Here is a 24142-nt window from a genome sequence, read left to right as displayed (position 1 = left end):
TCACAGGATCAAATCACGTAATTCGTCGGGCATCGCGCCAGGTTTTTGAATGGCAGCCAGGTCAGCGTCAGCAAGAGCGTTCCAGGCGTCCTCGTCCCACAGTTGAAACTTGTTGAGCTGGCCCACCAACATCACGCGCTTGTCGAGCTTCGCGTATTCGCGAAGACGTGGCGGCACCAGAAAACGCCCGCTGCCATCGAGTTCCAGATCGACAGCATTACCAATCAGAAGCCTTTGCAGACGACGGTTTTCTTCACGAAACGTCGCCAGATCACGAAGTTTTGCCTCTATCAGCTCCCATTCGGAAAGCGGGTAAAGGCAAAGGCATGGATCAACGGCATCAATGGTCACGATAAGTTGGCCGGCGCTACGCGAATCCAACTCGTCACGGTACCGGCTCGGCATAGCGAGACGGCCCTTGGCATCGAGATTGATCGCATTGGCACCACGGAACACAGGCGCATTCTCCGAATATTAGCTTTTTGCGCTAAAAAAACCCACTTCGTGCCACTTTCTGCCACTTGCGCACACTATAGGAACGCGCCCACCACACCGTCAAGGCACGGTCTTAAGGAAAACCCTTACATTTCGGAGATTTAGGAGAGGCATTGGGGATAAAAGGGTAATTTTGCGAAGGATCCGACGGATAAATCCCACGCAACTCAAATCGTTGCGATTCGAAGTTAATGTAATTTATGAGCTGTAAGATTTTTTTGGTATTACGGAGGGGTTTTGCTGCTTGAAACGAAGGGGAAGAAAAAAGGTGGAGAGTCGATCTGTAAGCCGGGTTCTGTCGAGAACAGTCATTCCTCTACGACGGCCATCACTGGACGTCTTTAGCAACCTACCCGGTTCCAGCGCGGGCCACGCCTAGGAACCCTATTTGGTCTTGCTCCGAGTGGGGTTTACCTTGCCACGAACTGTTACCAGACGTGCGGTGCGCTCTTACCGCACCTTTTCACCCTTACCGGCACCGAAGTGCTTAGGCGGTTATTTTCTGTGGCACTTTCCGTAGGCTCACGCCTCCCAGGCGTTACCTGGCACTCCGCCCTATGGAGCCCGGACTTTCCTCCCCCCCTTGTTGCGGAACAACAAGAGGCAGCGACTGTCCAATCGACTCTCCGCCGACAAGGTTAGCGGCACACGCCATCAAGAACAAGCTTTAATAGCATGCGTGTCCCGGTTGTCCCTTTCAAAAGCAGCGTGTTACTCCTTCTGTTTTTCCAGCGCCACCTGATACAGCAGGTTCTTGCGCACGCCGGTTATTTCGGCAGCCAGCGCTGCGGCGCGCTTGAGCGGCATCTCGGCAAGCAGCAAATCCAGCACCCTGCGGGCCTCATCACCGATGACGTCCTCGTCATCCGGCGGCGTCCAGCCCGCCACCAGCACGACGCACTCGCCACGCTGCTGATTACTGTCGGATTCGACGAACGCCCGCAGCTCACCTAAAGGCAGACCCTTGAGGGTTTCGAAAGTTTTGGTTATTTCACGCGCCAGCAACGCCTGACGGTCAGCACCGAAGACCAGTTCCATATCCTGCAGACACTCCAGGATGCGGTGCGGCGCCTCATAATAGATCAGCGTGCGCGGCTCTTCCCTGACACGCTCAAGCCTGGCCTTGCGACCGGCAGACTTGGCCGGAAGAAAGCCTTCGAAAATGAATCGATCCGACGGCAGCCCGGCCGCAGACAGCGCTGCGATCAAGGCGCACGCGCCCGGCACCGGTACGACCGGCACACCCGCGGCGCGCGCCTGGCGCACCAGGTGGTAACCGGGATCGGAGATCAGTGGCGTGCCCGCATCGGAAATCAGTGCGACGTCATCACCGGCCAGCAGACGCGTGATGAACCGACTACCCTCATCACGTTCATTATGTTCGTGACAGGCCGCCAATGGCGTAGAGATGCCGAAATGCTGCATCAGCCGTGCGGAATGACGCGTGTCTTCAGCCGCAATCAGCGCGACCTCACGCAACACCTTCAGGGCTCGCACGCTCATGTCGTCCAGATTGCCGATAGGAGTCGCCACTACATAAAGCGAACCCGAAGTGGAATTCGAAACAACCGGAACAGTCAAAACGCAAACCTCGCAGGTTAAAACAGGCACTTGGAAAAAATGCATTGTACAGACTGCGGCCCGGCGGAACGGTTCGCGCGTCAGGATGCCGACAAAAAAGGAATGAAAACATGTTCAGACCCGAGCAAGAAGCGCGGCGCACCTCTCGAATTGAACGATTTGGCCGCCAGATGACCTTAACGCGACTGATATCACGGCTTTAAATACCTTCGACATCGCACCCCGGCCAGCGCTTGGGTACAATCCCCCGTTAATTCGCTCGAGTTTCAGGAACATACCAATGATCGCTTGTCTGCGGCTGCTCTCTGCCCTCTGCCTCGCTGCCCTCCTCGCAGCCTGTGCCAGCTCGCCCTCGTCCAGCCTTGGCGAGCTGCCTCGAACCCCTGATGCCAGTATCGAGCAATTGCTCGAGCAGGCCGCCAGCGCCAAAACACCCGAGCAGGCCGCAACGCTGCGCTTGAGTGCTGCCGATCTGGCCAGCCGCCAGAATGACGCGGGGCGCGCCGCGCAAATCCTCGGACAGGTGCAAATCGATCAACTCAAGCCCGGCTTGCAGGTTTTCGCCAGCACACTGTCCGCTGAGCTGGCGATGGGCCGCAATCAACCCAAGGCAGCGCTGACCGCCCTGAATCATCCAAGCATGCAGCGCCTTGGCGAACTGTCGGTCGAGCAGCAGATTCGCACTCACATGGTCAAGGCACGCGCCCTGGAAGCCGATGGTCAGGCTCTGGCAGCCGCCAACGAGCGGGTTTACGCCGGCCCGCTGCTGCAAGGCACAGACGCCAGCGCCAACAATGACGCGATCTGGACACTGGTCTCCGCCCTGCCTGCCGAGCAACTGCAGAGCACAGCCACCGACGATATGGGCGGCTGGCTGAACCTGGCTCGCTCGATCAAGGGCGCAGGCACGCTCGAGCAGCAACAGGCTGCCATCGACAACTGGAAAGCGCAGAACCCTAAACACCCTGCTGCACTGCAATTGCCTACTGCCCTCGCGCAGCTGCGTGCACTGACCAGCGAGCCGATTACCAAAATCGCCCTGCTGCTGCCGCAGGACGGTCAGTTGGCCGCGGTCGCCAAGGCGTTGCGCGAAGGCTTCATGGCCGCGCACTTCCAGGCTCAGCAAGCAGGCGAGAATCCGCCGGCCATTCAGGTCTTCGACAGCTCGCGAATCACCTCGATGGACGAGTTCTACCGTCAGGCTCAGGCCGCTGGTGTGCAACTGGTCGTCGGTCCGCTGGAAAAGAACCTCGTCAAACAGCTGAACAGCCGTCAGCAGCTGCCTATCACTACCCTGGCGCTGAACTACAGCGACACCAGCAATGAAGGCCCTGCCCAGCTGTATCAGTTCGGCCTGGCCGCCGAAGACGAAGCCCGCGAGGTCGCACGTCGCGCCTGGGCGGACGGCAAGCGCAGCGCCGTAGCGATGGTTCCGAAAGGCGAATGGGGCGACCGCGTGCTGGATGCCTTCCGCAAGAGCTGGCAGGCCAAGGGCGGCACGCTGATCGCTGCAGAGCACGTTGATCAGCCCGTAGAACTGGCACAGCAGGTCGCCGACCTGTTCCAGCTGCGCAACAGCGAAGGCCGCGCGCAACGCCTGCAAAGCACGGCCGGCACTCAGATCGCCGCTCAGCCAAGCCGTCGCCAGGACATCGACTTCATGTTTCTCGCCGCGACCCCGCAACAAGCGCAGCAGATCAAACCCACCATGGTCTTCCAGTACGCAGGTGACGTTCCGGTCTACGCCACTTCGCACCTGTTCACCAACAGCAACGATCACGCGCAATACATGGACCTGAATGGCGTGCGCTTCTGCGAAACGCCGTGGCTGCTGAACGCCGAAGACCCGCTGCGCCAGCAGGTCACCGCGCAATGGCCGCAGGCCGCAGGCAGCCTGGGTCGCCTGTATGCGATGGGTATCGACGCCTATCGTCTGGCACCGCGCCTCGCCCAGCTCAAGGCAATGCCTGACAGCCGCATTGACGGGCTGTCCGGCAGCCTCAGCCTGAACCCTGGCCGTCGCGTCGAACGCCAACTGCCATGGGCCGAATTCGTCGACGGCAAGGTCCAGCGCCTGCCGGACACGGCTCCTTGATGCAACGCAGCACCCGCCAGCAAGCAGGGCGCGAGGCTGAAGCCTTCGCCCTGCAGTTTTTGCAACGACAGGGGCTGCGCCTGATTGAACAAAACTGGTTATGCAAACGCGGCGAGCTTGATCTAGTCATGCTTGACGGCGATACAGTAGTATTCGTCGAAGTTCGCTACCGGCGCCATTCAGGCTGGGGCGGCGCCATGGAAAGCGTCGATTTTCGCAAGCAGGAGAAACTCGTCACGGCCGCACAGCTTTTTCTGCAGCACGCAACGGCCTGGGCCAATCATCCTTGCCGTTTCGACGTGATCGCCATTGAAGGCGAGCCTGGCAATGCCGCACCGCTGAACTGGATCAAGAGCGCTTTTGACAGCTGAGCTGGCGCAGCGGCCCAGCCTGAGCCAGGAATGCAATACGCTACAGCCCTCACCGATTTCGCTATTTGTTTTGCCGGCTGCACACCTTGTGTGCCGGATAGCTCCCGGGAGAACCCGGCGCATCCGCCTCGCCGCCGTACGCTCTAATTAAGGTCACATTGATGGACATGCAATCCCGAATTCGCCGGCTGTTCCAGGCCAGCATCGAAACCAAGCAACAGGCGATGGAAGTCCTAGCACCCTTTATCGAGCAAGCCAGTCAGGTCATGGTCAATGCCCTGCTCAACGAGGGCAAGATGCTCGCGTGCGGCAACGGCGGATCAGCAGGCGATGCACAGCACTTTTCCTCGGAACTGCTCAACCGCTTCGAACGTGAGCGGCCGAGCCTGCCGGCGATTGCACTGACCACCGACAGCTCGACGATCACCTCGATCGCCAACGATTACAGCTACAACGAAATCTTCTCCAAACAGATCCGCGCGCTGGGGCAGCCAGGCGATGTGTTGCTGGCCATTTCCACCAGCGGCAACTCGGCGAATATTATTCAGGCCATCCAGGCCGCACATGATCGCGAAATGATTGTCGTAGCATTGACGGGACGCGACGGTGGCGGCATGGCCTCGCTGCTATTGCCCGAGGATGTGGAGATCCGCGTACCCGCCAATGTCACGGCACGCATACAAGAAGTCCATCTGCTGGCGATCCATTGCCTTTGCGATTTGATCGACAGCCAACTGTTCGGGAGTGAAGAATGACCCCTAATCGTCTCAGCCTACTGGTTCTGACACTGTGCCTCAGCGTCACCGGATGCAGTTCGGTGATCACGGCCACTCGCGAAAAACCGATCGAAGATGATCGCGGCACGCGCACCTTCGGCAGCAAGATCGATGACTCGCTGATCGAAACCAAGGCAGCCGTCAACATCTCCAAGGCCAGCCCTGACCTCGCAGACGGTTCCCACATCGTTGTGACCAGCTTCAACGGCATCGTGCTGCTGGCTGGCCAGACACCGCGTGCCGACCTCAAGGCCATGGCCGAACAGGCCGCCAGCGCGGTTCAGCGCGTCAAGAAGGTCAACAACGAACTGCAGGTGATGGCACCCTCCTCGCTGCTGGCGCGCAACAACGACGCCTGGCTGACGACCAAGATCAAAAGCCAGATGATCGCTGACGCGTCCATCCCCGGCTCGCGCATCAAGGTAGTGACCGAGAACGGCATCGTGTTCCTGCTGGGCCTGGTGACCCAGGACGAAGCCAATCGCGCCACCAACCTGGTACAGGGCGTCTCCGGTGTGCAGAAGATCGTCAAACTCTTCGAGTACATCGACTGACGGGTGACCGACAGGCATGAAAAAGGCGATCCGAAGATCGCCTTTTTTATTGCCCGTTTTTTACTTCACGACCTTCAGACTCGGCCTGCCACTCGGACGTGGCGGTTCGCTGTCTGGCGGAGGCGTATCGTCTTCGATCTCGATCTCGATTTCCTCGCCCTCTTCCATGGAAGGCTCCAGATCGAAAACCATGCCCTGACCGTTCTCGCGGGCATAAATACCCAGGATGGCAGCGACAGGTACGTAAAGCGTGTGCGGCACGCCGCCGAAGCGGCCTTCGAAACTGACCGCTTCGTTATCCATATGCAGATGACGCACGGCACTGGGCGAAACATTCAGGACAATCTGCCCGTCATTGGCAAACCCTTGCGGGACCTGCACCGACGGGTAATCCGCATTGACCAGCACATGCGGGGTGCAATCGTTATCGACGATCCACTCATAGAGAGCACGAACAAGATAAGGGCGACTGGAGTTCATTAACGGCTCCTTAAGCCTTAGCGCATTTCACGTTCGGCAGCAGACAGACTCGTCTGAAAAGCCTCACGCGCAAATTGGCGCTCCATGTAATCAAGCAACGGCTTGGCAGGCCGCGGCAATTCAATACCCAAAATTGGCAAACGCCAGAGTATGGGGAGTAGACAGCAGTCAACGAGACTTAGCTCGTCGCTCATGAAAAAAGCTTTTTCCGCGAACAACGGGGAAACCCCGGCCAGACTCTCGCGAAGCTCCTTGCGCGCCTGAACACGAGCAGGCTCTTTGCTGCGCGTGTCCAGAATCAGGTCGACAAGGCCGCACCAGTCTCTCTGGATACGATGGATCAGCAAACGGCTATTGGCACGGGCAACCGGATAGACGGGCAGCAGAGGCGGATGTGGATAGCGCTCATCCAGATACTCCATCACCACGGTCGACTCGTACAACGCCAGGTCACGATCGACGAGGGTCGGCACGCTGCCGTACGGATTTACTTCAATCAGTTGCGGCGGATGACGACCTGCCACCACTTCAATGATTTCGGCGCTGACACCCTTCTCGGCGAGCACAATGCGTACGCGATGAGAATAGTGGTCGGCGGGGTCGGAGTAGCAGGCCAACCGGTTGGTCACGCCCATGGCGATCCTCCTCGCTTGTTAAAATTTATCGGACAGACGAACGAACGCGCTTCAACGGCGCATCCGATAATGAACGCAACAGGACAGGTGTTCGTCGCGGGCCACAAGATAGCTCATTTACGCGATGTAAATTCCGTAATCTTCGTCGACAGGCGGATAAATTTCACAATATCGACGTAAAACGAGCAGCCCAAAAACACCTTAACCGTAAAACACACGCCCATAAAAAAACGCCCAGCCCCGCGAGGGGATGGACGTTCTTTCTTTGAACGAAGAGCGTATTAACGCTTCGAGTACTGCGGACGCTTACGCGCTTTACGCAGACCGACTTTCTTACGTTCAACTTCACGAGCATCGCGAGTCACGAAGCCTGCTTTACGCAGAGCGCCACGCAGTGTCTCGTCGTACTGCATCAGAGCGCGAGTGATACCGTGGCGGATTGCGCCAGCCTGACCACTTACACCGCCACCGATAACGGTGACGTAGATGTCAAACTTTTCAACTGTCTCGGTCAGTTCCAGCGGCTGACGAACTACCATGCGGGCAGTTTCGCGACCGAAGAAATTGTCCAGGGAGCGGTTGTTGATCGAGATGTTACCAGTACCCGGACGCAGGAAAACGCGAGCGGTTGCGGTCTTGCGACGGCCAGTGCCGTAATTTTGAGTCGCCGACATAATGAACTATTCCGTTAAAACTTCAGTTCTTGGGGCTGCTGAGCAGTATGAGGGTGTACAGCGCCCGCATAGACTTTCAGCTTACGATACATGTCGCGACCCAGCGGGTTCTTAGGCAGCATGCCTTTGACCGCGGTCTCGATCACGCGCTCAGGAGCTTTGGCGATCAGCTTTTCGAAGTTGATCGACTTGATCCCGCCCGGAAAACCGGAGTGTGAGTAGTAGATCTTGTCGGTGGTCTTGGCACCAGTAACGCGGATCTGCTCGGCATTGATCACGACGATGTAGTCGCCGGTATCAACGTGCGGAGTGTATTCCGGTTTGTGCTTGCCACGCAGACGGCTCGCGATTTCGGTGGCCAGACGACCCAGGGTCTGACCAGCAGCGTCGACGACGAACCAGTCGCGCTTAACTGTTTCCGGTTTAGCAGTAAAAGTTTTCATTCTTTATAGCCTCAGGGGCCGCCCTGAAAATTAGACGGCGGATCTTACTGAATAGTGCGTACTTTGACAAGTCAAAGGCAGCCGGAAACAGACGCTATCGGGGGCTCGGGTCAGCGCGTCCGTTATACGGCAAGATTCTTCGGCAGACGGCGCATCACTTCCACTGCAAAGAGCTGGCGGATTATACAGACTGTAAAAATAACCTCAACCGGATTTTTTGTTCACATTCTGTTTATTGCCTGCGGGGCGTGGATTGGCGGATATTTACCCCCCTTAGCACAAAGCCATCATGGATACCCTGCCAAGGAGCCCCACGTAACGAGGCTGGACAGTTTTGGCAAAAAATAAGACGATCCAGCCGTTGCTTGACCATTTACCCATATAAGAATAACGACTATGCCGATCCGACACGCCACTCTTCTGCGCCGCGTAAGCATCCTGACCACGGACAAGATGTTTGCCTCGACCGTCATGCAGGCCAAGGACTTCTTCCATCTGGCGAGCCTGCGCTACAGCAAGCAATTGGGCCACGGCCTGGTGCCCGCCTTCGAAACGCGCCTGGTCAGCCCGGACGGGCTTTCGGTCAGCAGCTTCAGCGACGTCACCCTGCCGGTCGACGGCGCGCTGTGCCAGAGCGACATCATCGTCATCCCGGCCTTTTGGGACGATTTTGATACCCTTTGCCAGCGTTACCCACAGATCCTGCCGTGGTTGCGCGAGCAGCACGCCAACGGTGCCGTACTCTGCGCCGAAGCCACCGGCGTCTACTGGCTTGCCGAAGCCGGGTTGCTGGACGGCAAGGAGGCGACGACCTACTGGCGTTTTTTCAGCGCATTTGCCGAGCGCTATCCCAAGGTCCTGCTCAATCAGGAGAAGCACCTGACCGATGCCGACAACGTGTATTGCGCGGGCGGCACGACCTCAGCCTGCGATCTGTACATTTATCTGATCGAGCGCTTCTGCGGCGCCAATGTCGCCCAGGCCGTCGCCCGCGACATCCTCTATGAAGTGCGGCGCACGTACTCGCCGGGGCGAATCGGTTTTGGCGGTCAGAAGCTTCATCAGGACGTGGTCATTCTGCAGATTCAGCACTGGCTGGAAGAGCACTTTGCCGACAAGTTCCGTTTTGAAGACGTGGCCCGCGAGCACGGCATGAGCATTCGCAATTTCATGCGCCGCTTTCAGACCGCCACAGGCGACAAGCCGCTGCATTACCTGCAACGGCTGCGGATCGAAACAGCAAAGGGATTGCTCTCGGGGACGCGCAAGAGCATCAAGACCATCAGCTACGAAGTAGGCTACGACGACGCCAGCTTCTTTGCCCGACTGTTCCGCCAGCACACCGAGCTGTCACCCAATCAGTACCGGCAACAGTTCGAGAGTCAGAGGGAGAAGCTATAAGCTGCAAGCTGCAAGCTGCAAGCTGCAAGCTGCAAGCTGCAAGCTGCAAGAGCCTGGGCTTTTAGCTTGCGGCTTGCAGCTTGAAACTTGCCGCTGCGACTAGGCCCTGTGCGCCCGCGAGAGGAACTCGTGGGACTGCATTTCCAGCAGACGGCTCAAGGTGCGCTGGAACTCGAACATCAAGCGGCCACCGGTGTACAGGTCCTTCAATTCAACCTCGGCCGAGATGATCAGCTTGACGTTGCGATCGTAGAACTCGTCGACCATGTTGATAAAGCGTCGGGCGATGTCGTCAGTGGCAACGTCCATCTGCTCGACACCGCTGATCAGCACGGCATGGAAGATCTTGCCCAGCTCGATGTAGTCGTTCTGACTGCGCGGGCCGTCGCACAACTCACGGAAGTCGAACCACGCCACATCGTCACAGGTGCGCAGCGCACGGATCTCGCGGTTTTCGATCATCAACACATCGTTTTCGATGGTTTCTGCGCAATCCGGCGTCAGTGCCTTGAAGCTTTTACGCAGACTTTCCTGTGCAACTTCGTTGAGCGGGAAGTGGAACAGTTCGGCCTGCTCCAGATGCCGCAGACGGTAATCGACGCCACTGTCGACGTTGACGATGTCGGTGTTCTGCTTGATCAGCGCGATGGCCGGCAGGAAACGCGCCCGCTGCAGGCCGTCCTTGTACAGACCGTCCGGAACGATGTTGGAAGTCGCCACCAGCGTCACGCCGTTCTTGAACAGCTCTTCCATCAGCGTGCCGAGGATCATGGCATCAGTGATATCGGAGACGAAAAATTCGTCGAAACAGATGACCCGCGCCTCGTCGGAAAAACGCCTGGCGATGATCGTCAGCGGGTTTTTCTCGCCCTTGAGGGTCTTCATCTCTTCGTGCACGCGCTTCATGAAGCGGTGGAAGTGCGTACGGACCTTGTCCTGGAACGGCAGCGCGTCGAAGAACGTATCGACCAGATACGTCTTGCCGCGGCCTACGCCACCCCAGAAGTACAGCCCCTTGACCAGCGTCTGCTCTTTCTTGCCGAACAGTTTGCCGAACAGGCCGGGCTTGCTGTCGTGAGCGGCGATCAGATCGTCGTACAGGCGCTGCAAATGACGCACAGCGTTTTCCTGAGCGGCATCGTGAAAGAAGTCCGGGCGTTTCAGATCAGCTTGATATCGTTCTAGGGGCGTCATAATTCGTTAGCAAGGCAACAAAAACGGGTCGTCACTGTAGCGACGACCCCGGGGATTGGCAATCAGTCCTGTTGGGGAGCGAGCGCCAGCTTGAGCGTTTCGATGGCACTGTCGCGCGCGGCAGCGTCGGCGAATACCGGACTGTCCGCCACACAGGCGCCGTCCAGCCACAACGTGAAGCGATCGTCTTCGCTGCGCAGGTCCAGTTCACCGCCCTGCTGCAACTGCTTGCTGACCACGCCAGCCGCCTTGCCATCGGCAAAATTGCGCGACAACAGCAACTGCTCGCCATCGGCTGCCAGCAGACGGAAACGGAAGCTGCCGTCGTCTTCACGGAAGCTGACGAAACGGGCGCCTTTAGTGGCCTTCTTCTTGCCGGTGTCGGCGTTCTGCACCACGGTACGGAACGACCGCAGGCCCACCGCCTCGCGCAACTCCTCGAGGAAAGGGGTGGCGACACGTCGGGCTTTCTGTGCGCCAGCGAGCAGGATGTCTTCGAGGTCGGCAGGACGCTCGATCAGCCCCAGATACTTTTCACGGGGCTCGCTCAGCTGCGCATCCAGCAACGTGAACAGACGATTCTTGGCTTCACCCCAACCCAGGCCCTGCAACAGGTCGGAACGGAATTCAGCGCACTGCTCGGCGGTCGAGAAGGCCTGATACAGGGTAAACAGGTGCGAGGTGTCCGGGTCTTTCGCTTCGCCCGGCGCACGCGAGTCAGTGACGATGCGCGATATCGCGCCTTTCATGTCCTTGGCAGCGCTGAACAACGGGATGGTGTTGTCGTAGCTCTTGGACATCTTGCGACCGTCCAGACCGGGCAGCGTCGCCACGCTCTCTTCGATCAGCGCCTCGGGCATGACGAAGAATTCCTTGCCATTGCCGAACAGGTGATTGAAACGCTGGCCGATGTCGCGGGCCATTTCAACGTGCTGAATCTGATCGCGGCCTACCGGAACCTGATGCGCATTGAACATCAGGATGTCGGCAGCCATCAGCACCGGGTAGCTGTACAGCCCCATGGTGATGCCTGCATCCGGGTCTTCACCACCTTCCACGTTCTTGTCTACCGACGCCTTGTAGGCGTGGGCGCGATTGAGCAGGCCCTTGGCCGCGACGCAGGTGAGCAGCCAGGTCAGTTCCGGGATTTCAGGGATGTCCGACTGGCGATAGAAGGTCACACGATCAACGTCCAGCCCCGCTGCCAGCCAGGTCGCGGCGATTTCCAGACGCGAGCGCTGAATGCGCAGCGGGTCATCGCATTTGATCAGCGCGTGGTAGTCGGCCAGAAAGTAGAACGAGTCGAAATCGCTCTGACGGCTGGCGACAATGGCCGGGCGAATGGCGCCCGCGTAGTTGCCCAGATGGGGAGTGCCGGTGGTCGTGATACCGGTCAGGATACGAGTGGTCATGGCAGGTCGCTTATCAATAGGATGCAATACGGGCTGCAATCAGCTGGAAAGTCGCGGCAGGAGCAGATCTTTCAGATCAGTCAGCTTGCCGTGAAAAAAGTGTCCGCATTCTGCCACTTTCAGCAGCTCATGGGGACGTTGCAACGCGGCGGACCATGCATAGACCGTCTCGGGATCGATCACTTCGTCGTTCTCCGGCTGAATGATCGTCAGCGGGCAGGCCTTGGGCAGTACGCTCTGATCCTCAAGGCGCGACGCAGCAGCAGCAATCAGAAACAGATGGGTGAGCGTTTCACCCTGCGCTTCCAGCCTGCCACCCAGATTGGCAGCGACGTAGCCGCCAAAGGAAAATCCGAACAGGGTCATCGGCAGATCAGGATGTTGCGCCCGCAGCCATTGGGCGGCAGCCTGGGCATCATCGATCTCGCCCGGCCCGGCAACCGAGGTACCGGCACTGGCACCGACGCCGCGATAATTGAAGCGCAACGTGATCAAACCCTGATCACGTGCGGTACGCTGCAACGTCGAGACGACTTTATTGAGCATCGTTCCGCCCTGTATCGGGTTAGGATGGCAGACCAGTGCAACACCTCGGGCGTCGGGGACGTCCTGGTACAGCGCTTCGAGCTGGCCTTCAGGGCCATCGATAAATAATGGGGTTTCACGCATGAGCAAAACAGAACTCCGTGACCTCGAAATGGGTCGACTCGTCTAGCTGATTGTCTGCGGCTTGCATATCAACGATACGTCGCGGGTATACAGCGCAGGTTCGAGCCGTTAACGTAAAGCAAAGCCGTTTATAGAGGAAGGACTCGTGGAACACTCGCTCTTAGTCTGGTTGTTGCCGACGCTCGCCCTGGTGGCCGGTGTCGTCATTGGTTTTCTGGTGGCACGCCTGCTGCCCAACACCGTTCCGAACAGCACCCAGCGCCAGCTGGATGACATTCAGGAGCGTTTCGACGCCTATCAGAACGAGGTAGTCACGCACTTCAACAGCACGGCCAATCTGGTCCAAAAGCTTTCACAGAGCTATCAGGATGTTCAGGAACACCTTGCCGAAGGCGCCAACCGCCTGGCTCTCGACGAGCTGACCCGCCAACGCCTGCTGGCCGCCCTGCACCCTGAGGCCAGTCATGCGCACCGCGATCATCGCGACCGCCTGACCCCGCCACGCGACACTGAAACACCCAAGGATTACGCCCCCAAGTCGCCCAATACCCCGGGCATGCTCGATGAGCATTACGGCTTGAAGAAGTAAGCTTTCGCAGCCACACAAAAAGCCCGCCGCAGAGAGCATCTGCGGCGGGCTTTTCTGTGGATCGAAACTGCAATCCCTTGCCCCGCTAGAGGCTATGAATCAGATCGCGCCGCGGCTGCGCAGCAGCTCCAGCACCTGCCTGACGCTTTCTTCGACGTTGAGTGTCTGCGTGTCGATCACCAGATCGGCATTCAGCGGCACGTCATACGGGAAGGACTCGCCAGGAATGTTGTCGCCATCGGCGGCATACAGGCCCTGTGGATCACGCTCGCGGCAGACCGCTGGCGATGCCTGCACATAGACGGTAAGCAGACGATCCTTGCCGATCAGCGCCTTGGCGCGCTCACGCCCTTCTGCATCCGGTGCAACGAATGCCGCCAGGGTCAGCAGGCCGGCTTCGTTGAACTGACGCGCCACATGAGCGGCACGGCTCCAGTTCTCGGTACGACCGGCACGGTCCTGTGGCAAGCCCTTGTTCAGGTCATGACGCAGGTTCTGACCGTCCAGCACATAGACCGCACGGCCCATGTCGAACAGCTTGCGCTCGACGGCATAGGCCAGGGTGCTCTTGCCCGCACCGGACAGGCCGCTGAACAACACGGTGGCCGGTTGCTGGCCGAAGCGCTGCGCGCGCTCCTCAGTGGAGACGTGAGCCCGTTCGCCATGGTGCTGCGAGCCACCACCTGAAACCGGCTTGGCGATGATCATGCCTGCAGCAACGGTGCCATTGGTCAAACGATCGATGACGATGAACGAACCCGTGGTGCGGTTGCTGCTGTAGCCGTCCAGCGCGATAGGCGCATCAAGGCTGACCTTGACCCGGCCGATCTCGTTCAGCTGCAACGAGCTGGCAGGGCCTTCCTGCAGCGTGTTCACATCGACCCGGTGGGTGATGCTGGCGATGGAGCCCGGCACATAGCTGGTGGCGCGCTTGATGTCGTACTTCTTGCCCGGCAGCATCGGCTCTTCGGCCATCCACACCAGCATGGCATCGAACGCATCGCTGACCTGCGGAACGTTGTCGGCATGCACCAGCAGGTCACCACGGGAAATGTCGATCTCGTCTTCCATGGTCAGCGTCACCGCCTGGCCCGGCCCCGCCTGCTCCAGCTCGCCCTCAAAGGTGACGATGGACTTCACACGGCTGCTTTTGCCCGACGGCAGCACGACGATCTCGTCGCCCTTGTGCACGATGCCGCTGGCCAGCGTACCGGCGAAACCGCGGAAGTTCAGGTTCGGACGGTTGACGTACTGCACCGGGAAACGCAGGTCCGCATAGTTGCGGTCGCTGGCGATTTCGACCGTTTCGAGAATTTCCATCAGCGACTGGCCGGTGTACCACGGCGAACGCTCGCTCTTGTTCACCACGTTGTCGCCCTTGAGCGCCGACATCGGCACAAAAGCCATGGTGGTCGGCTTGAACGCGATGCCCTCGGCAAACTTCAGGTAATCGGCCTTGATCGACTCGAAAACGCTTTCATCGAAGCCGTTGAGGTCCATCTTGTTGATGGCGACGACGATATGCTTGATGCCCAGCAGCGAGGCGATATAGCTGTGACGACGGGTCTGGGTCTGCACGCCATAGCGGGCGTCCACCAGAATGATCGCCAGGTCACAGGTCGACGCACCGGTAGCCATGTTGCGGGTGTACTGCTCGTGGCCCGGGGTGTCGGCGATGATGAACTTGCGCTTGGCGGTGGAGAAATAGCGATAAGCGACATCGATGGTGATGCCCTGCTCCCGCTCGGCCTGCAGGCCATCCACCAGCAACGCCAGATCGACATCATCGCCGGTGGTGCCGGACTTCTTCGAGTCACGGGTGATGGCTTCAAGATGATCTTCGTAGATCATCTTGGAGTCGTGCAGCAGACGCCCGATCAGCGTGCTCTTGCCGTCATCGACGTTGCCACAGGTAAGAAAGCGCAGCATTTCCTTGCGTTCGTGCTGGCCGAGATAGGCGAGGATGTCCTCGCTGATCAAATCAGATTGGTGACTCATAGCGGTTGAGCTCCAAGCTGTAAGCTTCAAGCGGCAAGCTTGTCGGCGTACAGCTATTCAGAAATTTTGTTGATCAGCCCGCACAGCATTTTCGAGAGCTCGCGGGTTTCAGTAATCAATGCTGCTGCAACGGCCTCAGGGATATAACCGATTTCACTGCCGATCATGAGCTGAGTTCTCAGCTCGCCGCACGAGGCTTTCGCAATATACAAAAAGCGACATTTGTCCTTGGCAGTGAATCGCTCCATGCCCTCAGCAATATTGCTTGGTACCGACAAACCAGAGCGTGTGATCTGGCTTCTGAAAGCCAGATCAGGGCAAGACGCCGTTTGCCTGTAGAGAATGACCGCCAGCGCCTTTGCTCTTTGCCATACCAAGAGTCTCTCGAAGTCCATTTCGATCCCCTGCTTTTAATTTTCTTGTAGCTTGCCGCTTGAAGCTAAAAGCTGCTCCTTAGAAATAACCCTGACGTTTCTTTTCTTCCATCGAACCAGCGCCGTCATGGTCAATGACCCGGCCCTGGCGCTCGGAAGTTCGCGTCAGCAACATTTCCTGAATGATGTCGGTCAGGCTGGTCGCTTCGGACTCGACGGCACCGGTCAGCGGGTAGCAGCCCAGAGTGCGGAAACGGACCTTTTTCTTGACGATGCGCGACTTCTCTTCATCGGTGAGATGCTCGAGGATGCGCTCGTCGTCGATCATGATCAGCGTGCCGTTCTTCTCGATAACGTCGCGCTCGGCGGCGAAATACAGCGGCACGATCGGGATGCCTTCCAGGTAGATGTACTGCCAGATGTCCAGCTCGGTCCAGTTGGAGAGCGGGAACACACGAATCGACTCACCTTTGTTGACGTTGCCGTTGTAGACGTTCCACAGCTCGGGACGCTGGTTTTTCGGGTCCCAGCGGTGCTTGCTGTCACGGAACGAGTAGACGCGTTCCTTGGCCCGGGACTTTTCTTCGTCGCGTCGGGCACCGCCAAAGGCGGCGTCGAAACCATGCTTGTCGAGCGCCTGCTTCAGGCCCTCGGTCTTCATGATGTCGGTGTGTTTGGCGCTGCCGTGGGTGAACGGATTGATGCCCTGTGCCACGCCATCGGGGTTGATGTGGGTGATCAGGTCCAGGCCCATTTCTTCGACCATCTGATCGCGAAAGCGATACATCTCCTGGAATTTCCAGCGCGTATCGACGTGCATGACCGGGAATGGCAGTTTACCGGGGAAGAAAGCCTTGCGCGCCAGGTGCAGCATCACGGCCGAATCCTTGCCGATCGAGTACAGCATCACCGGGTTATCGAACTCGGCGGCGACCTCGCGGATGATGTGGATGCTTTCCGCCTCCAGCTGTTTCAGATGCGTCAGTTTGTCAACCATGGCTACTCACGGATTGCGTTCGTTATGGACCGGGAAACCCCGGGGCGGCCAGCGGGCCGTATTCGAGCCGCGCACTTTAACATGCGTGATATCGCTAATCAGCGATGCAACTAGATCGAAACGATCTATGCATATGCCCTGCTGTTTGATCGTTCAAATCGGGTTCGGGCAGTCGATAAAGATATGTTCGAGCGCAAACCGCCGCGCCAGATAATCGCCCAGCGCCTGCACGCCGTAGCGCTCGGTGGCATGATGACCGGCGGCAATGAAGCTGATGTCATTCTCGCGTGCACTATGAAACGTCTGCTCCGACGCTTCGCCACTGAGGAACAGATCGACGCCTTCCAGCACCGCCTGATCGATATAGTTCTGACCACCGCCCGTGCACCAGCCGACACGGCGAATCATCTGACTGCCTTCAATGAGCAACGGCTCACGACCCAGCGCATCCTGCACGCGGCGGGCGAAATCCCGCGCAGTCACGGGCTCGGACAATGAGCCGATCAGCCCGACCACACGCGGGTTTTCAGGGTCCAGAGGGCCTTCGACCGTGATGTCCAGTTGACGCGCCAGTTGCACGTTATTGCCCACCTCGGGGTGCACATCCAGCGGCAGGTGATAGGCCAGCAGGCTGATGTCATGCTTGAGCAAGGTTTTCAGGCGACGCTGCTTCATACCGACGACACACGGGTTTTCGCCCTTCCAGAAATAACCGTGGTGGACCAGAACCAGATCAGCCTGAGCGTCGACTGCCGCGTCCAGCAGGGCCTGACTGGCCGTCACGCCGCTGACGATGCGCATGACTTGCGGGCGCCCTTCGACCTGCAGGCCATTGGGGCAGTAATCCTGAATCCGGGCACTGTTCAGATAGCGGTCGGCTTCTTCGACCAGGGTGCTCAGGGCAACAGCCATAAAAGACTCCTAAATATGCAGTTCAGAGCTGCGTTGTACTCGTATAATGCCCGCCATTATGGCGCACCCGTGGCAAAACTTTCTGCGCCCGCAACCATCAGGACTTGTTAAATGTTCAAGGCACTGCGTTTTTTCGGCTGGCCATTGCTGGCTGGCGTGCTTATCGCCATGCTGATTATTCAGCGCTATCCGCAGTGGGTCGGTCTGCCGAGCCTGGATGTCAATCTGCAACAGGCCCCGCAGACCACCAATGTCATGCAAGGTCCGTCTTCCTATGCCGACGCGGTCATTGCCGCAGCGCCCGCGGTGGTCAACCTCTATACCACCAAGATGGTCAACAAGGGCAACAACCCGCTTTTCGAAGACCCGCAGTTCCGACGCTTCTTCGGCGACAACACGCCCAAGCAGAAGCGTATGGAATCGAGCCTGGGTTCTGGCGTCATGATGAGCCCCGAAGGCTACATACTGACCAACAATCACGTCACCACCGGCGCGGACCAGATCGTGGTCGCGCTCAAGGACGGCCGTGAAACCATTGCCCGGGTCATCGGCAATGACCCGGAAACCGACCTCGCGGTGCTCAAGATCGACCTGAAAAATCTGCCGGCGATTACCATCGCACGCTCTGACAGCATCCGCATCGGCGACGTGGCACTGGCGATCGGCAACCCGTTCGGCGTCGGCCAGACCGTGACCATGGGCATCATCAGTGCCACAGGGCGCAATCAGTTGGGCCTCAACACCTATGAAGACTTCATTCAGACCGATGCGGCCATCAACCCGGGTAACTCGGGGGGTGCGCTGGTGGACGCCAGCGGCAACCTGATCGGTATCAATACCGCGATCTTTTCCAAGTCCGGCGGCTCCCAGGGCATCGGCTTCGCCATTCCGACCAAGCTGGCAATGGATGTCATGAAGTCGATCATCGAGCACGGTCAGGTCATTCGTGGCTGGCTGGGCATCGAAGTTCAACCCCTGACTCAGGAACTGGCCGAATCCTTCGGGCTGAAGGATCGTCCAGGCATCGTTGTGGCGGGCATCTTCCGCGACGGCCCGGCGCAGAAAGCCGGGCTGCAACTGGGCGACGTGATCCTGAGCATCAATGGCGAACCTGCCGGCGACGGTCGTCGCTCGATGAACCAGGTGGCGCGCACCAAACCCAAGGACAAGATTGCTATCGACGTAATGCGTAACGGCAAGGAAATGCGCCTGAGCGCCGAAGTCGGCCTGCGCCCACCGCCCGCCCCTACCCCGGTCGCAGCGCCGGAGTGATGCGCCAGTACCTCAAAATGAGGTACAGCACAGATCAGTGACGCCCGAAATAAAGGGCGTCCAGGCTTGTGCCCAAAGGACGTGGGAGCCAGCTGCTCGCGAAGGCGTAGTCACGGATATATAGATTTTCAGCGACTGCACCGGCCGGCCTCTTCGTGAGCAAGCTCACTCCCACAGGTCCGGCGTGTTTTCAAGCCCTGAGGATCACTCCCGCAGGTCGGTGGTGTTTTCGAGCCACGTAGATGTTCTGCAGCAGCGCTGATCTTGTGAGAGCGAGCTTGCTCGCGAAGGCTTAGTCACGGATATATAGATTTTCAGCGACTGCCCCGGCCTCTTCGTGAGCAAGCTCACTCCCACAGGTCCGGCGTGTTTTCAAGCCCTGTGGATCACTCCCGCAGGTCGGGGGTGTTTTCGAGCCACGTAGATGTTCTGCAGCGGCGCTGATCTTGCTCGCGAAGGCGGTGTTTCAGTCGATGCATTTTCGGCGTTTGTGCAGACCCTTTCGCGAGCAAGCTCGCTCCCACAGGTCCGAGGTGTTTTCGAGCCATGTGGATTACTCACACAGGTCGGCGATGAGTGACGGCGCAGAGTCAGCCCGTTTTCGGGCTGACCGATCCGCTTCTCAGAGGTCGCTCAGACCTTCCAGCAACGCCTGGTGCTGCTCTGGCGTGCCGATGCTGATGCGCAGGAACTGGGCGATTCGCTGCTGTTTGAAGTGGCGGACGATGACGCCCTGCTCGCGCAGTCTGGCGGCCAGTGCTGCGGCATCGTGTCGCGGGTGGCGGGCGAAGATGAAGTTGGCTGCCGATGGCAGCACCTCAAAGCCTTTGCCCTGCAACTGCTCGACCAGTGCCTCGCGGCTTTCGATGACCTTGTTACGGGTCGTCTCGAAGTGCTCGCGATCCTCGAAAGCGGCCGCCCCGCCCACATTGGCCATACGGTCCAGCGGATAGGAGTTGAAGCTGTTCTTGACCCGCTCCAGCGCCTCGATCAGGTCAGGATGCCCCACCGCCAGGCCGACGCGCAGGCCGGCCAGCGAGCGCGACTTGGACAGGGTCTGGGTGACCAGCAGGTTCGGGTAACGATCGACCAGCGTAATGGCTGTCTCGCCACCAAAGTCGATATACGCTTCATCGACGACCACCACCGAATCCGGGCTGGCCTTGATGATCTGCTCGACCTTGTCCAGACCGAGCAGACAACCGGTCGGCGCATTCGGGTTGGGGAAGATGATCCCGGCATTCGGTCTGGCGTAGTCTTCGGCACGAATCTGGAACTGTTCGTCCAGCGGGACCGTTTCATAGTCGATGCCATACAGGCCGCAATACACTGGATAGAAGCTGTAGCTGATATCCGGGAACAGCAGCGGAGCATCGTGCTGAAACAAGGCATGGAAAATGTGCGCCAGCACTTCATCCGAGCCGTTGCCCAGGAATACCTGACTGGGCTGCACCTTGTAGTAATCGGCGACAGCGTGCTTGAGCAGATCGCTGTTGGGGTCCGGGTACAGGCGCAAGTCGTCGGTCAGCGCAGTGCGCATGGCGTCGATGGCCTTTGGCGAAGGGCCATACGGGTTTTCATTGGTATTGAGCTTGACCAGTCGGGTCAGTTTCGGCTGTTCGCCCGGCACATAAGGCACCAGATCGCTGACAAAAGGGCTCCAGAATTTGCTCATTATTTGCCGTCCTCTTTGTTGCCTGCTGTCCAGTCAGGGTCAGTGATTCGATATTCGGCACTGCGCGCGTGGCCGCTCAGGGATTCGCCACGAGCCAGCACGGACGCCGTCTTGCCCAGCTCGGACGCACCTTGCGGCGAGCAATAGATGATCGACGAGCGCTTCTGGAAATCGTAGACGCCCAGCGGCGAGGAAAAACGCGCCGTGCCGGAGGTCGGCAGCACGTGGTTGGGACCTGCGCAATAGTCGCCCAGTGCTTCGGAGGTGTGACGCCCCATGAAGATCGCACCCGCATGGCGAATCTGCGGCAGCCAGGCTTCCGGATCGGCGACCGACAGTTCGAGGTGCTCGGGCGCAATGCGATTGGCGACTTCGATGGCCTGGGCCATGTCAGCCACCTTTATCAGCGCGCCGCGACCGTTGATCGACGTTTCGACGATGGCCGCCCGCTCCATGGTCGGCAGCAGACGGGTGATGCTGGCCGCCACCTTGTCGAGAAATTCGGCATCCGGACTGACCAGAATGGCCTGGGCATCTTCGTCGTGTTCGGCCTGCGAGAACAGGTCCATGGCAATCCAGTCAGGATCGGTCTGGCCGTCACACACCACCAGAATCTCGGAAGGACCGGCGATCATGTCGATCCCGACTTGGCCGAACACGTGACGCTTGGCGGTGGCCACATAAATGTTGCCAGGGCCGACCACCTTGTCGACTTTCGGCACGCTTTCAGTGCCATAAGCCAGCGCTGCAACAGCCTGCGCACCGCCGATGGTAAACACCCGGTCGACACCTGCAATGCAGGCAGCGGCCAGCACCAGCTCGTTGATTTCACCACGCGGCGTCGGCACGACCATCACCACCTCGGTCACACCTGCCACCTTGGCCGGTATGGCGTTCATCAAAACCGACGACGGGTAGGAAGCCTTGCCACCCGGCACGTACAGGCCTGCACGGTCCAGCGGCGTGACCTTCTGGCCCAGCACCGTGCCGTCGGCCTCGGTGTAGCTCCAGGAATCCTGCTTCTGCTTTTCGTGGTAGCTGCGCACACGCTCGGCGGCCTTTTCCAGGGCTTCGCGCTGAACCGGGGTAATGCGCGTCAACGCAAGTTCCAGACGCTCGCGAGGCAGGATCAGGTCGGCCATCGACGCAACCTGCAGCCCGTCGAACTTCTGGGTGAACTCGACCAGCGCCGCGTCGCCACGCTCACGCACCGCCTTGATGATGTCGAGCACGCGCTGGTTGACCGAATCGTCAGACACACTTTCCCAGCTCAGCAGATGATCCAGATGTCGTGCGAAATCCGGGTCAGCAGCGTCGAGTCGTCGAATTGCAGTGGGAGTGGTCATAGCGGGGCCTCAATAATTGGCGGATGCTCAGGAGCCTAAAGCTACCAAGCTATCCGCGCAGGCACCTGAGAAATCTGGCTATGACACGGATAGCTGGACGCAACTCAACGTTGCGTGAATGAATCAGCTACGGTGTCGCGACTCCACTGCCTTGCGCAGGGTGTCGATGAGGGCCTGAATGCGTGCGTGCTGCATCTTCATGGAGGCCTTGTTCACCACCAGACGCGAGCTGATGGTCGCGATCAGTTCCTGAGGCTCGAGGCCGTTGGCGCGCAAGGTGTTACCGGTGTCGACCACGTCGATGATCTTGTCTGCCAGACCAATCAGCGGCGCCAGCTCCATGGAGCCGTATAACTTGATGATATCGACCTGACGTCCCTGCTCGGCGTAGTAACGCTTGGCAACGTTGACGAACTTGGTCGCTACGCGCAGACGGCCCTTGGGCTCGACCGCACCGATGGCACCCGCAGTCATCAGCCTGCACTTGGCAATCTGCAGGTCCAGCGGCTCATACAGGCCCTGACCGGTGTATTCCATCAACACATCCTTGCCCGCGACGCCCAGATCGGCGGCACCATGCTCGACATAGGTCGGCACGTCGGTGGCGCGCACGATCAGCAGGCGCACATCGGCCTGAGTCGTGGGGATGATGAGCTTGCGGCTCTTGTCCGGATTCTCGGTCGGCACGATGCCCGCTTCAGCGAGAAGCGGCAGGGTGTCGTCAAGAATGCGGCCCTTGGACAGTGCGATGGTCAACATGGGAAACGTAAGTCCTTATCAGGAAACTTTTGTCACGACGCAAGCGGCGCATGACAACCCTCAGGCCTGTTGACCTGAAGTGAAACGAATCAGAAATCACACCCGCGACAGAACAGGCGGCCCCGATGCCAGCGGCATCAGGGCCGCGTGCTGCTAGCCCGGAACGCGGCGGATCTTGGCACCCAGCATTTGCAGCTTCTCTTCGATGCACTCGTAACCACGGTCTATGTGGTAGATGCGGTCGATCAGCGTGTCACCCTGGGCAACCAGCGCCGAGATCACCAGACTGGCCGATGCACGCAGGTCGGTCGCCATGACTGGCGCGCCCTTGAGCACTTCGGTGCCGGTAACAATAGCGGTATTGCCTTCAACCTGAATCTGAGCGCCCATGCGGTGCATTTCATACACGTGCATGAAGCGGTTTTCGAAGATGGTCTCGATGACCGCCCCCGTGCCTTCGGCAATCGCGTTGAGCGAGATGAACTGCGCCTGCATGTCGGTCGGGAACGCCGGGTAAGGCGCGGTACGCACATTGACCGCCTTCGGACGCTTGCCGTGCATGTTCAGCTCGATCCAGTCTTCACCGGTCGTGACTTCTGCACCCGCTTCCTGAAGCTTGAGCAGCACAGCTTCGAGGATGGTCGGATCGGTGTCCTTGACCTTGACGCGACCGCCGGTAACGGCAGCGGCCACCAGGTAGGTGCCGGTCTCGATACGGTCAGGCATGACCTTGTAAGTGGCCGGGCCCAGACGCTTGACGCCATCAATGGTGATGGTGTCGGTACCTGCGCCGTGAATCTTGGCACCCATTGCGATCAGGAAGTTGGCCAGATCGACAACCTCTGGCTCGCGCGCGGCGTTCTGCAGCACGCTGCGACCGTTGGCGAGGCTGGCAGCCATCATGATGTTTTCGGTACCGGTCACGCTCACGGTATCGAAGAAGAAGTTGGCACCGCGCAAGCCACCCTCAGGTGCCTTGGCCTTGATGTAGCCACCTTCGACGTCGATGATCGCGCCCATGGCCTCAAGACCGCGAATGTGCAGGTCTACCGGGCGCGAACCGATGGCACAGCCACCCGGCAGAGCGACTTCAGCCTCGCCGAAACGAGCGACCATCGGGCCCAGCACCAGAATCGACGCGCGCATGGTTTTCACCAGCTCGTACGGGGCGACCAGGGTCTTGATGGTGCGCGGGTCGATCTCGACACTGAGCTTTTCGTCGATCACAGGCTCGATGCCCATGCGACCGAACAGCTCGATCATGGTCGTGATGTCGTGCAGGTGCGGCAGGTTCTGAACGGTGACGGGTCCGTCCGCCAGCAACGTGGCGGCAAGGATCGGCAGGGCAGAGTTCTTTGCCCCGGAAATGCGAATTTCGCCATCAAGACGAACGCCGCCGGTAATAATCAGTTTATCCATTAGAGTCTCGACACCAATTGG

General features: G+C 59.1%; 24 protein-coding genes and 1 other RNA gene. 7 read left to right on the top strand and 18 right to left on the bottom strand.

Annotated features, from left to right (window positions below):
- The 3 genes from mraZ to rsmI form a co-directional block, all read right to left on the bottom strand.
- Entirely contained in the window at nt 1–456 is a 456-nt protein-coding gene (mraZ, locus tag QRN50_RS10910; RefSeq protein WP_003406034.1) for a division/cell wall cluster transcriptional repressor MraZ, read from the bottom strand.
- A 307-nt stretch (nt 457–763) separates the two neighbouring features.
- An RNA gene (rnpB, locus tag QRN50_RS10905) (RNase P RNA component class A) lies at nt 764–1121 on the bottom strand.
- A gap of 85 nt (nt 1122–1206) precedes the next feature.
- The gene (gene rsmI, locus QRN50_RS10900; RefSeq protein WP_024641908.1) at nt 1207–2076 is read right to left on the bottom strand and encodes a 16S rRNA (cytidine(1402)-2'-O)-methyltransferase; all 870 of its coding nucleotides are present in this window, start codon (nt 2074–2076) and stop codon (nt 1207–1209) included.
- Between the two features lie 280 nt (nt 2077–2356).
- Between rsmI and QRN50_RS10895 the strand changes: the two genes are divergently transcribed.
- From QRN50_RS10895 to QRN50_RS10880, 4 genes are all read left to right on the top strand, one after another.
- Complete coding sequence (locus tag QRN50_RS10895; RefSeq protein WP_011268851.1) at nt 2357–4171, top strand: penicillin-binding protein activator; 1815 nt, start codon at nt 2357–2359, stop codon at nt 4169–4171.
- On the top strand, nt 4168–4542 hold the full coding sequence (locus tag QRN50_RS10890) for a YraN family protein (protein ID WP_024638357.1): 375 nt from the start codon (nt 4168–4170) through the stop codon (nt 4540–4542). Before QRN50_RS10895 ends, QRN50_RS10890 begins: the two co-directional genes overlap by 4 nt.
- A gap of 161 nt (nt 4543–4703) precedes the next feature.
- Entirely contained in the window at nt 4704–5297 is a 594-nt protein-coding gene (locus QRN50_RS10885) for a phosphoheptose isomerase (RefSeq protein WP_003418801.1), read from the top strand.
- Nucleotides 5294–5872 (top strand): BON domain-containing protein, encoded by a 579-nt coding sequence (locus tag QRN50_RS10880; RefSeq protein WP_003406039.1) that lies wholly within the window; start codon nt 5294–5296, stop codon nt 5870–5872. Before QRN50_RS10885 ends, QRN50_RS10880 begins: the two co-directional genes overlap by 4 nt.
- A 60-nt stretch (nt 5873–5932) precedes the next feature.
- Here the strand turns inward: QRN50_RS10880 and QRN50_RS10875 are convergent, their stop codons facing one another.
- From QRN50_RS10875 to rplM, 4 genes are all read right to left on the bottom strand, one after another.
- Nucleotides 5933–6352: a ClpXP protease specificity-enhancing factor gene (locus QRN50_RS10875; RefSeq protein ID WP_003313571.1), complete on the bottom strand. Its 420-nt coding sequence runs from the start codon at nt 6350–6352 to the stop codon at nt 5933–5935.
- Nucleotides 6353–6369: 17 nt separating this feature from the next.
- Nucleotides 6370–6987 (bottom strand): glutathione S-transferase N-terminal domain-containing protein, encoded by a 618-nt coding sequence (locus QRN50_RS10870; RefSeq protein ID WP_003406040.1) that lies wholly within the window; start codon nt 6985–6987, stop codon nt 6370–6372.
- Nucleotides 6988–7268: 281 nt separating this feature from the next.
- On the bottom strand, nt 7269–7661 hold the full coding sequence (rpsI, locus tag QRN50_RS10865; RefSeq protein WP_002555064.1) for a 30S ribosomal protein S9: 393 nt from the start codon (nt 7659–7661) through the stop codon (nt 7269–7271).
- Nucleotides 7662–7675: 14 nt separating this feature from the next.
- A complete protein-coding gene (gene rplM, locus QRN50_RS10860) occupies nt 7676–8104 on the bottom strand; it encodes a 50S ribosomal protein L13 (protein ID WP_002555065.1) in 429 nt (142 codons plus the stop codon).
- Between the two features lie 495 nt (nt 8105–8599).
- On the opposite strand from rplM, the gene QRN50_RS10855 reads away from it, so the two are divergent.
- Nucleotides 8600–9505 carry a GlxA family transcriptional regulator gene (locus QRN50_RS10855; RefSeq protein ID WP_162009862.1) on the top strand — a complete coding sequence of 302 codons (906 nt, stop codon included), beginning with the start codon at nt 8600–8602 and terminating at the stop codon, nt 9503–9505.
- A gap of 99 nt (nt 9506–9604) precedes the next feature.
- Here QRN50_RS10855 and zapE read toward each other — a convergent pair whose 3' ends face one another.
- From zapE to QRN50_RS10840, 3 genes are all read right to left on the bottom strand, one after another.
- Nucleotides 9605–10699 carry a cell division protein ZapE gene (zapE, locus tag QRN50_RS10850; RefSeq protein ID WP_003406046.1) on the bottom strand — a complete coding sequence of 365 codons (1095 nt, stop codon included), beginning with the start codon at nt 10697–10699 and terminating at the stop codon, nt 9605–9607.
- Nucleotides 10700–10761: 62 nt separating this feature from the next.
- Nucleotides 10762–12111, bottom strand: coding sequence for a tryptophan--tRNA ligase (locus QRN50_RS10845; protein ID WP_024638360.1), 1350 nt, complete (start codon nt 12109–12111; stop codon nt 10762–10764).
- 39 nt (nt 12112–12150) lie between these two features.
- Nucleotides 12151–12780: an alpha/beta hydrolase gene (locus tag QRN50_RS10840; protein ID WP_024638361.1), complete on the bottom strand. Its 630-nt coding sequence runs from the start codon at nt 12778–12780 to the stop codon at nt 12151–12153.
- A 145-nt stretch (nt 12781–12925) separates the two neighbouring features.
- On the opposite strand from QRN50_RS10840, the gene QRN50_RS10835 reads away from it, so the two are divergent.
- A complete protein-coding gene (locus tag QRN50_RS10835; RefSeq protein ID WP_003406053.1) occupies nt 12926–13369 on the top strand; it encodes a Z-ring associated ZapG family protein in 444 nt (147 codons plus the stop codon).
- Between the two features lie 99 nt (nt 13370–13468).
- Here the strand turns inward: QRN50_RS10835 and cysN are convergent, their stop codons facing one another.
- From cysN to QRN50_RS10815, 4 genes are all read right to left on the bottom strand, one after another.
- Nucleotides 13469–15367, bottom strand: a complete 1899-nt coding sequence (gene cysN, locus QRN50_RS10830; protein WP_011268855.1) for a sulfate adenylyltransferase subunit CysN — start codon at nt 15365–15367, stop codon at nt 13469–13471.
- A 53-nt stretch (nt 15368–15420) separates the two neighbouring features.
- Nucleotides 15421–15762 (bottom strand): four helix bundle protein, encoded by a 342-nt coding sequence (locus QRN50_RS10825; RefSeq protein ID WP_003340660.1) that lies wholly within the window; start codon nt 15760–15762, stop codon nt 15421–15423.
- 58 nt (nt 15763–15820) lie between these two features.
- Nucleotides 15821–16738 (bottom strand): sulfate adenylyltransferase subunit CysD, encoded by a 918-nt coding sequence (gene cysD, locus QRN50_RS10820; RefSeq protein WP_003313577.1) that lies wholly within the window; start codon nt 16736–16738, stop codon nt 15821–15823.
- A gap of 153 nt (nt 16739–16891) precedes the next feature.
- On the bottom strand, nt 16892–17650 hold the full coding sequence (locus tag QRN50_RS10815; RefSeq protein WP_003406058.1) for a Nif3-like dinuclear metal center hexameric protein: 759 nt from the start codon (nt 17648–17650) through the stop codon (nt 16892–16894).
- 111 nt (nt 17651–17761) lie between these two features.
- Between QRN50_RS10815 and algW the strand changes: the two genes are divergently transcribed.
- Nucleotides 17762–18922: a Do family serine endopeptidase AlgW gene (algW, locus tag QRN50_RS10810; protein WP_003340656.1), complete on the top strand. Its 1161-nt coding sequence runs from the start codon at nt 17762–17764 to the stop codon at nt 18920–18922.
- 622 nt (nt 18923–19544) lie between these two features.
- On the opposite strand, the gene hisC is transcribed toward algW, so the two are convergent.
- The 4 genes from hisC to murA form a co-directional block, all read right to left on the bottom strand.
- Nucleotides 19545–20597 (bottom strand): histidinol-phosphate transaminase, encoded by a 1053-nt coding sequence (gene hisC / locus QRN50_RS10805; RefSeq protein ID WP_024640787.1) that lies wholly within the window; start codon nt 20595–20597, stop codon nt 19545–19547.
- Nucleotides 20597–21943 carry a histidinol dehydrogenase gene (gene hisD, locus QRN50_RS10800; RefSeq protein WP_024640786.1) on the bottom strand — a complete coding sequence of 449 codons (1347 nt, stop codon included), beginning with the start codon at nt 21941–21943 and terminating at the stop codon, nt 20597–20599. The genes hisC and hisD overlap by 1 nt, the downstream gene beginning before the upstream one ends.
- 123 nt (nt 21944–22066) lie before the next feature.
- Complete coding sequence (gene hisG, locus QRN50_RS10795; protein WP_005739058.1) at nt 22067–22702, bottom strand: ATP phosphoribosyltransferase; 636 nt, start codon at nt 22700–22702, stop codon at nt 22067–22069.
- Nucleotides 22703–22855: 153 nt separating this feature from the next.
- A complete protein-coding gene (gene murA / locus QRN50_RS10790; RefSeq protein WP_002555078.1) occupies nt 22856–24121 on the bottom strand; it encodes a UDP-N-acetylglucosamine 1-carboxyvinyltransferase in 1266 nt (421 codons plus the stop codon).
- Nucleotides 24122–24142: the final 21 nt, after the last annotated feature.

The sequence above is a fragment of the Pseudomonas sp. MEJ108 genome (assembly GCF_030208985.1).
GTDB classification, from domain to species: domain Bacteria; phylum Pseudomonadota; class Gammaproteobacteria; order Pseudomonadales; family Pseudomonadaceae; genus Aquipseudomonas; species Aquipseudomonas fragariae.
The sequence above is the reverse complement of the archived record's forward strand: the minus strand, read 5'-3'. Positions and strand labels throughout refer to the sequence as shown.

Excerpts from the sequence above, each read along its gene's own strand:
- murA (WP_002555078.1), bottom strand. The coding sequence starts at position 24,121 with ATGGATAAACTGATTATTACCGGCGGCGTTCGTCTTGATGGCGAAATT.
- rpsI (WP_002555064.1), bottom strand. The coding sequence starts at position 7,661 with ATGTCGGCGACTCAAAATTACGGCACTGGCCGTCGCAAGACCGCAACC.
- cysN (WP_011268855.1), bottom strand. The coding sequence starts at position 15,367 with ATGAGTCACCAATCTGATTTGATCAGCGAGGACATCCTCGCCTATCTC.
- QRN50_RS10880 (WP_003406039.1), top strand. The coding sequence starts at position 5,294 with ATGACCCCTAATCGTCTCAGCCTACTGGTTCTGACACTGTGCCTCAGC.
- zapE (WP_003406046.1), bottom strand. The coding sequence starts at position 10,699 with ATGACGCCCCTAGAACGATATCAAGCTGATCTGAAACGCCCGGACTTC.
- QRN50_RS10840 (WP_024638361.1), bottom strand. The coding sequence starts at position 12,780 with ATGCGTGAAACCCCATTATTTATCGATGGCCCTGAAGGCCAGCTCGAA.
- algW (WP_003340656.1), top strand. The coding sequence starts at position 17,762 with ATGTTCAAGGCACTGCGTTTTTTCGGCTGGCCATTGCTGGCTGGCGTG.
- QRN50_RS10885 (WP_003418801.1), top strand. The coding sequence starts at position 4,704 with ATGGACATGCAATCCCGAATTCGCCGGCTGTTCCAGGCCAGCATCGAA.
- cysD (WP_003313577.1), bottom strand. The coding sequence starts at position 16,738 with ATGGTTGACAAACTGACGCATCTGAAACAGCTGGAGGCGGAAAGCATC.
- rplM (WP_002555065.1), bottom strand. The coding sequence starts at position 8,104 with ATGAAAACTTTTACTGCTAAACCGGAAACAGTTAAGCGCGACTGGTTC.
- QRN50_RS10870 (WP_003406040.1), bottom strand. The coding sequence starts at position 6,987 with ATGGGCGTGACCAACCGGTTGGCCTGCTACTCCGACCCCGCCGACCAC.
- QRN50_RS10845 (WP_024638360.1), bottom strand. The coding sequence starts at position 12,111 with ATGACCACTCGTATCCTGACCGGTATCACGACCACCGGCACTCCCCAT.
- hisD (WP_024640786.1), bottom strand. The coding sequence starts at position 21,943 with ATGACCACTCCCACTGCAATTCGACGACTCGACGCTGCTGACCCGGAT.
- hisG (WP_005739058.1), bottom strand. The coding sequence starts at position 22,702 with ATGTTGACCATCGCACTGTCCAAGGGCCGCATTCTTGACGACACCCTG.
- QRN50_RS10895 (WP_011268851.1), top strand. The coding sequence starts at position 2,357 with ATGATCGCTTGTCTGCGGCTGCTCTCTGCCCTCTGCCTCGCTGCCCTC.
- QRN50_RS10825 (WP_003340660.1), bottom strand. The coding sequence starts at position 15,762 with ATGGACTTCGAGAGACTCTTGGTATGGCAAAGAGCAAAGGCGCTGGCG.
- QRN50_RS10815 (WP_003406058.1), bottom strand. The coding sequence starts at position 17,650 with ATGGCTGTTGCCCTGAGCACCCTGGTCGAAGAAGCCGACCGCTATCTG.
- hisC (WP_024640787.1), bottom strand. The coding sequence starts at position 20,597 with ATGAGCAAATTCTGGAGCCCTTTTGTCAGCGATCTGGTGCCTTATGTG.
- QRN50_RS10875 (WP_003313571.1), bottom strand. The coding sequence starts at position 6,352 with ATGAACTCCAGTCGCCCTTATCTTGTTCGTGCTCTCTATGAGTGGATC.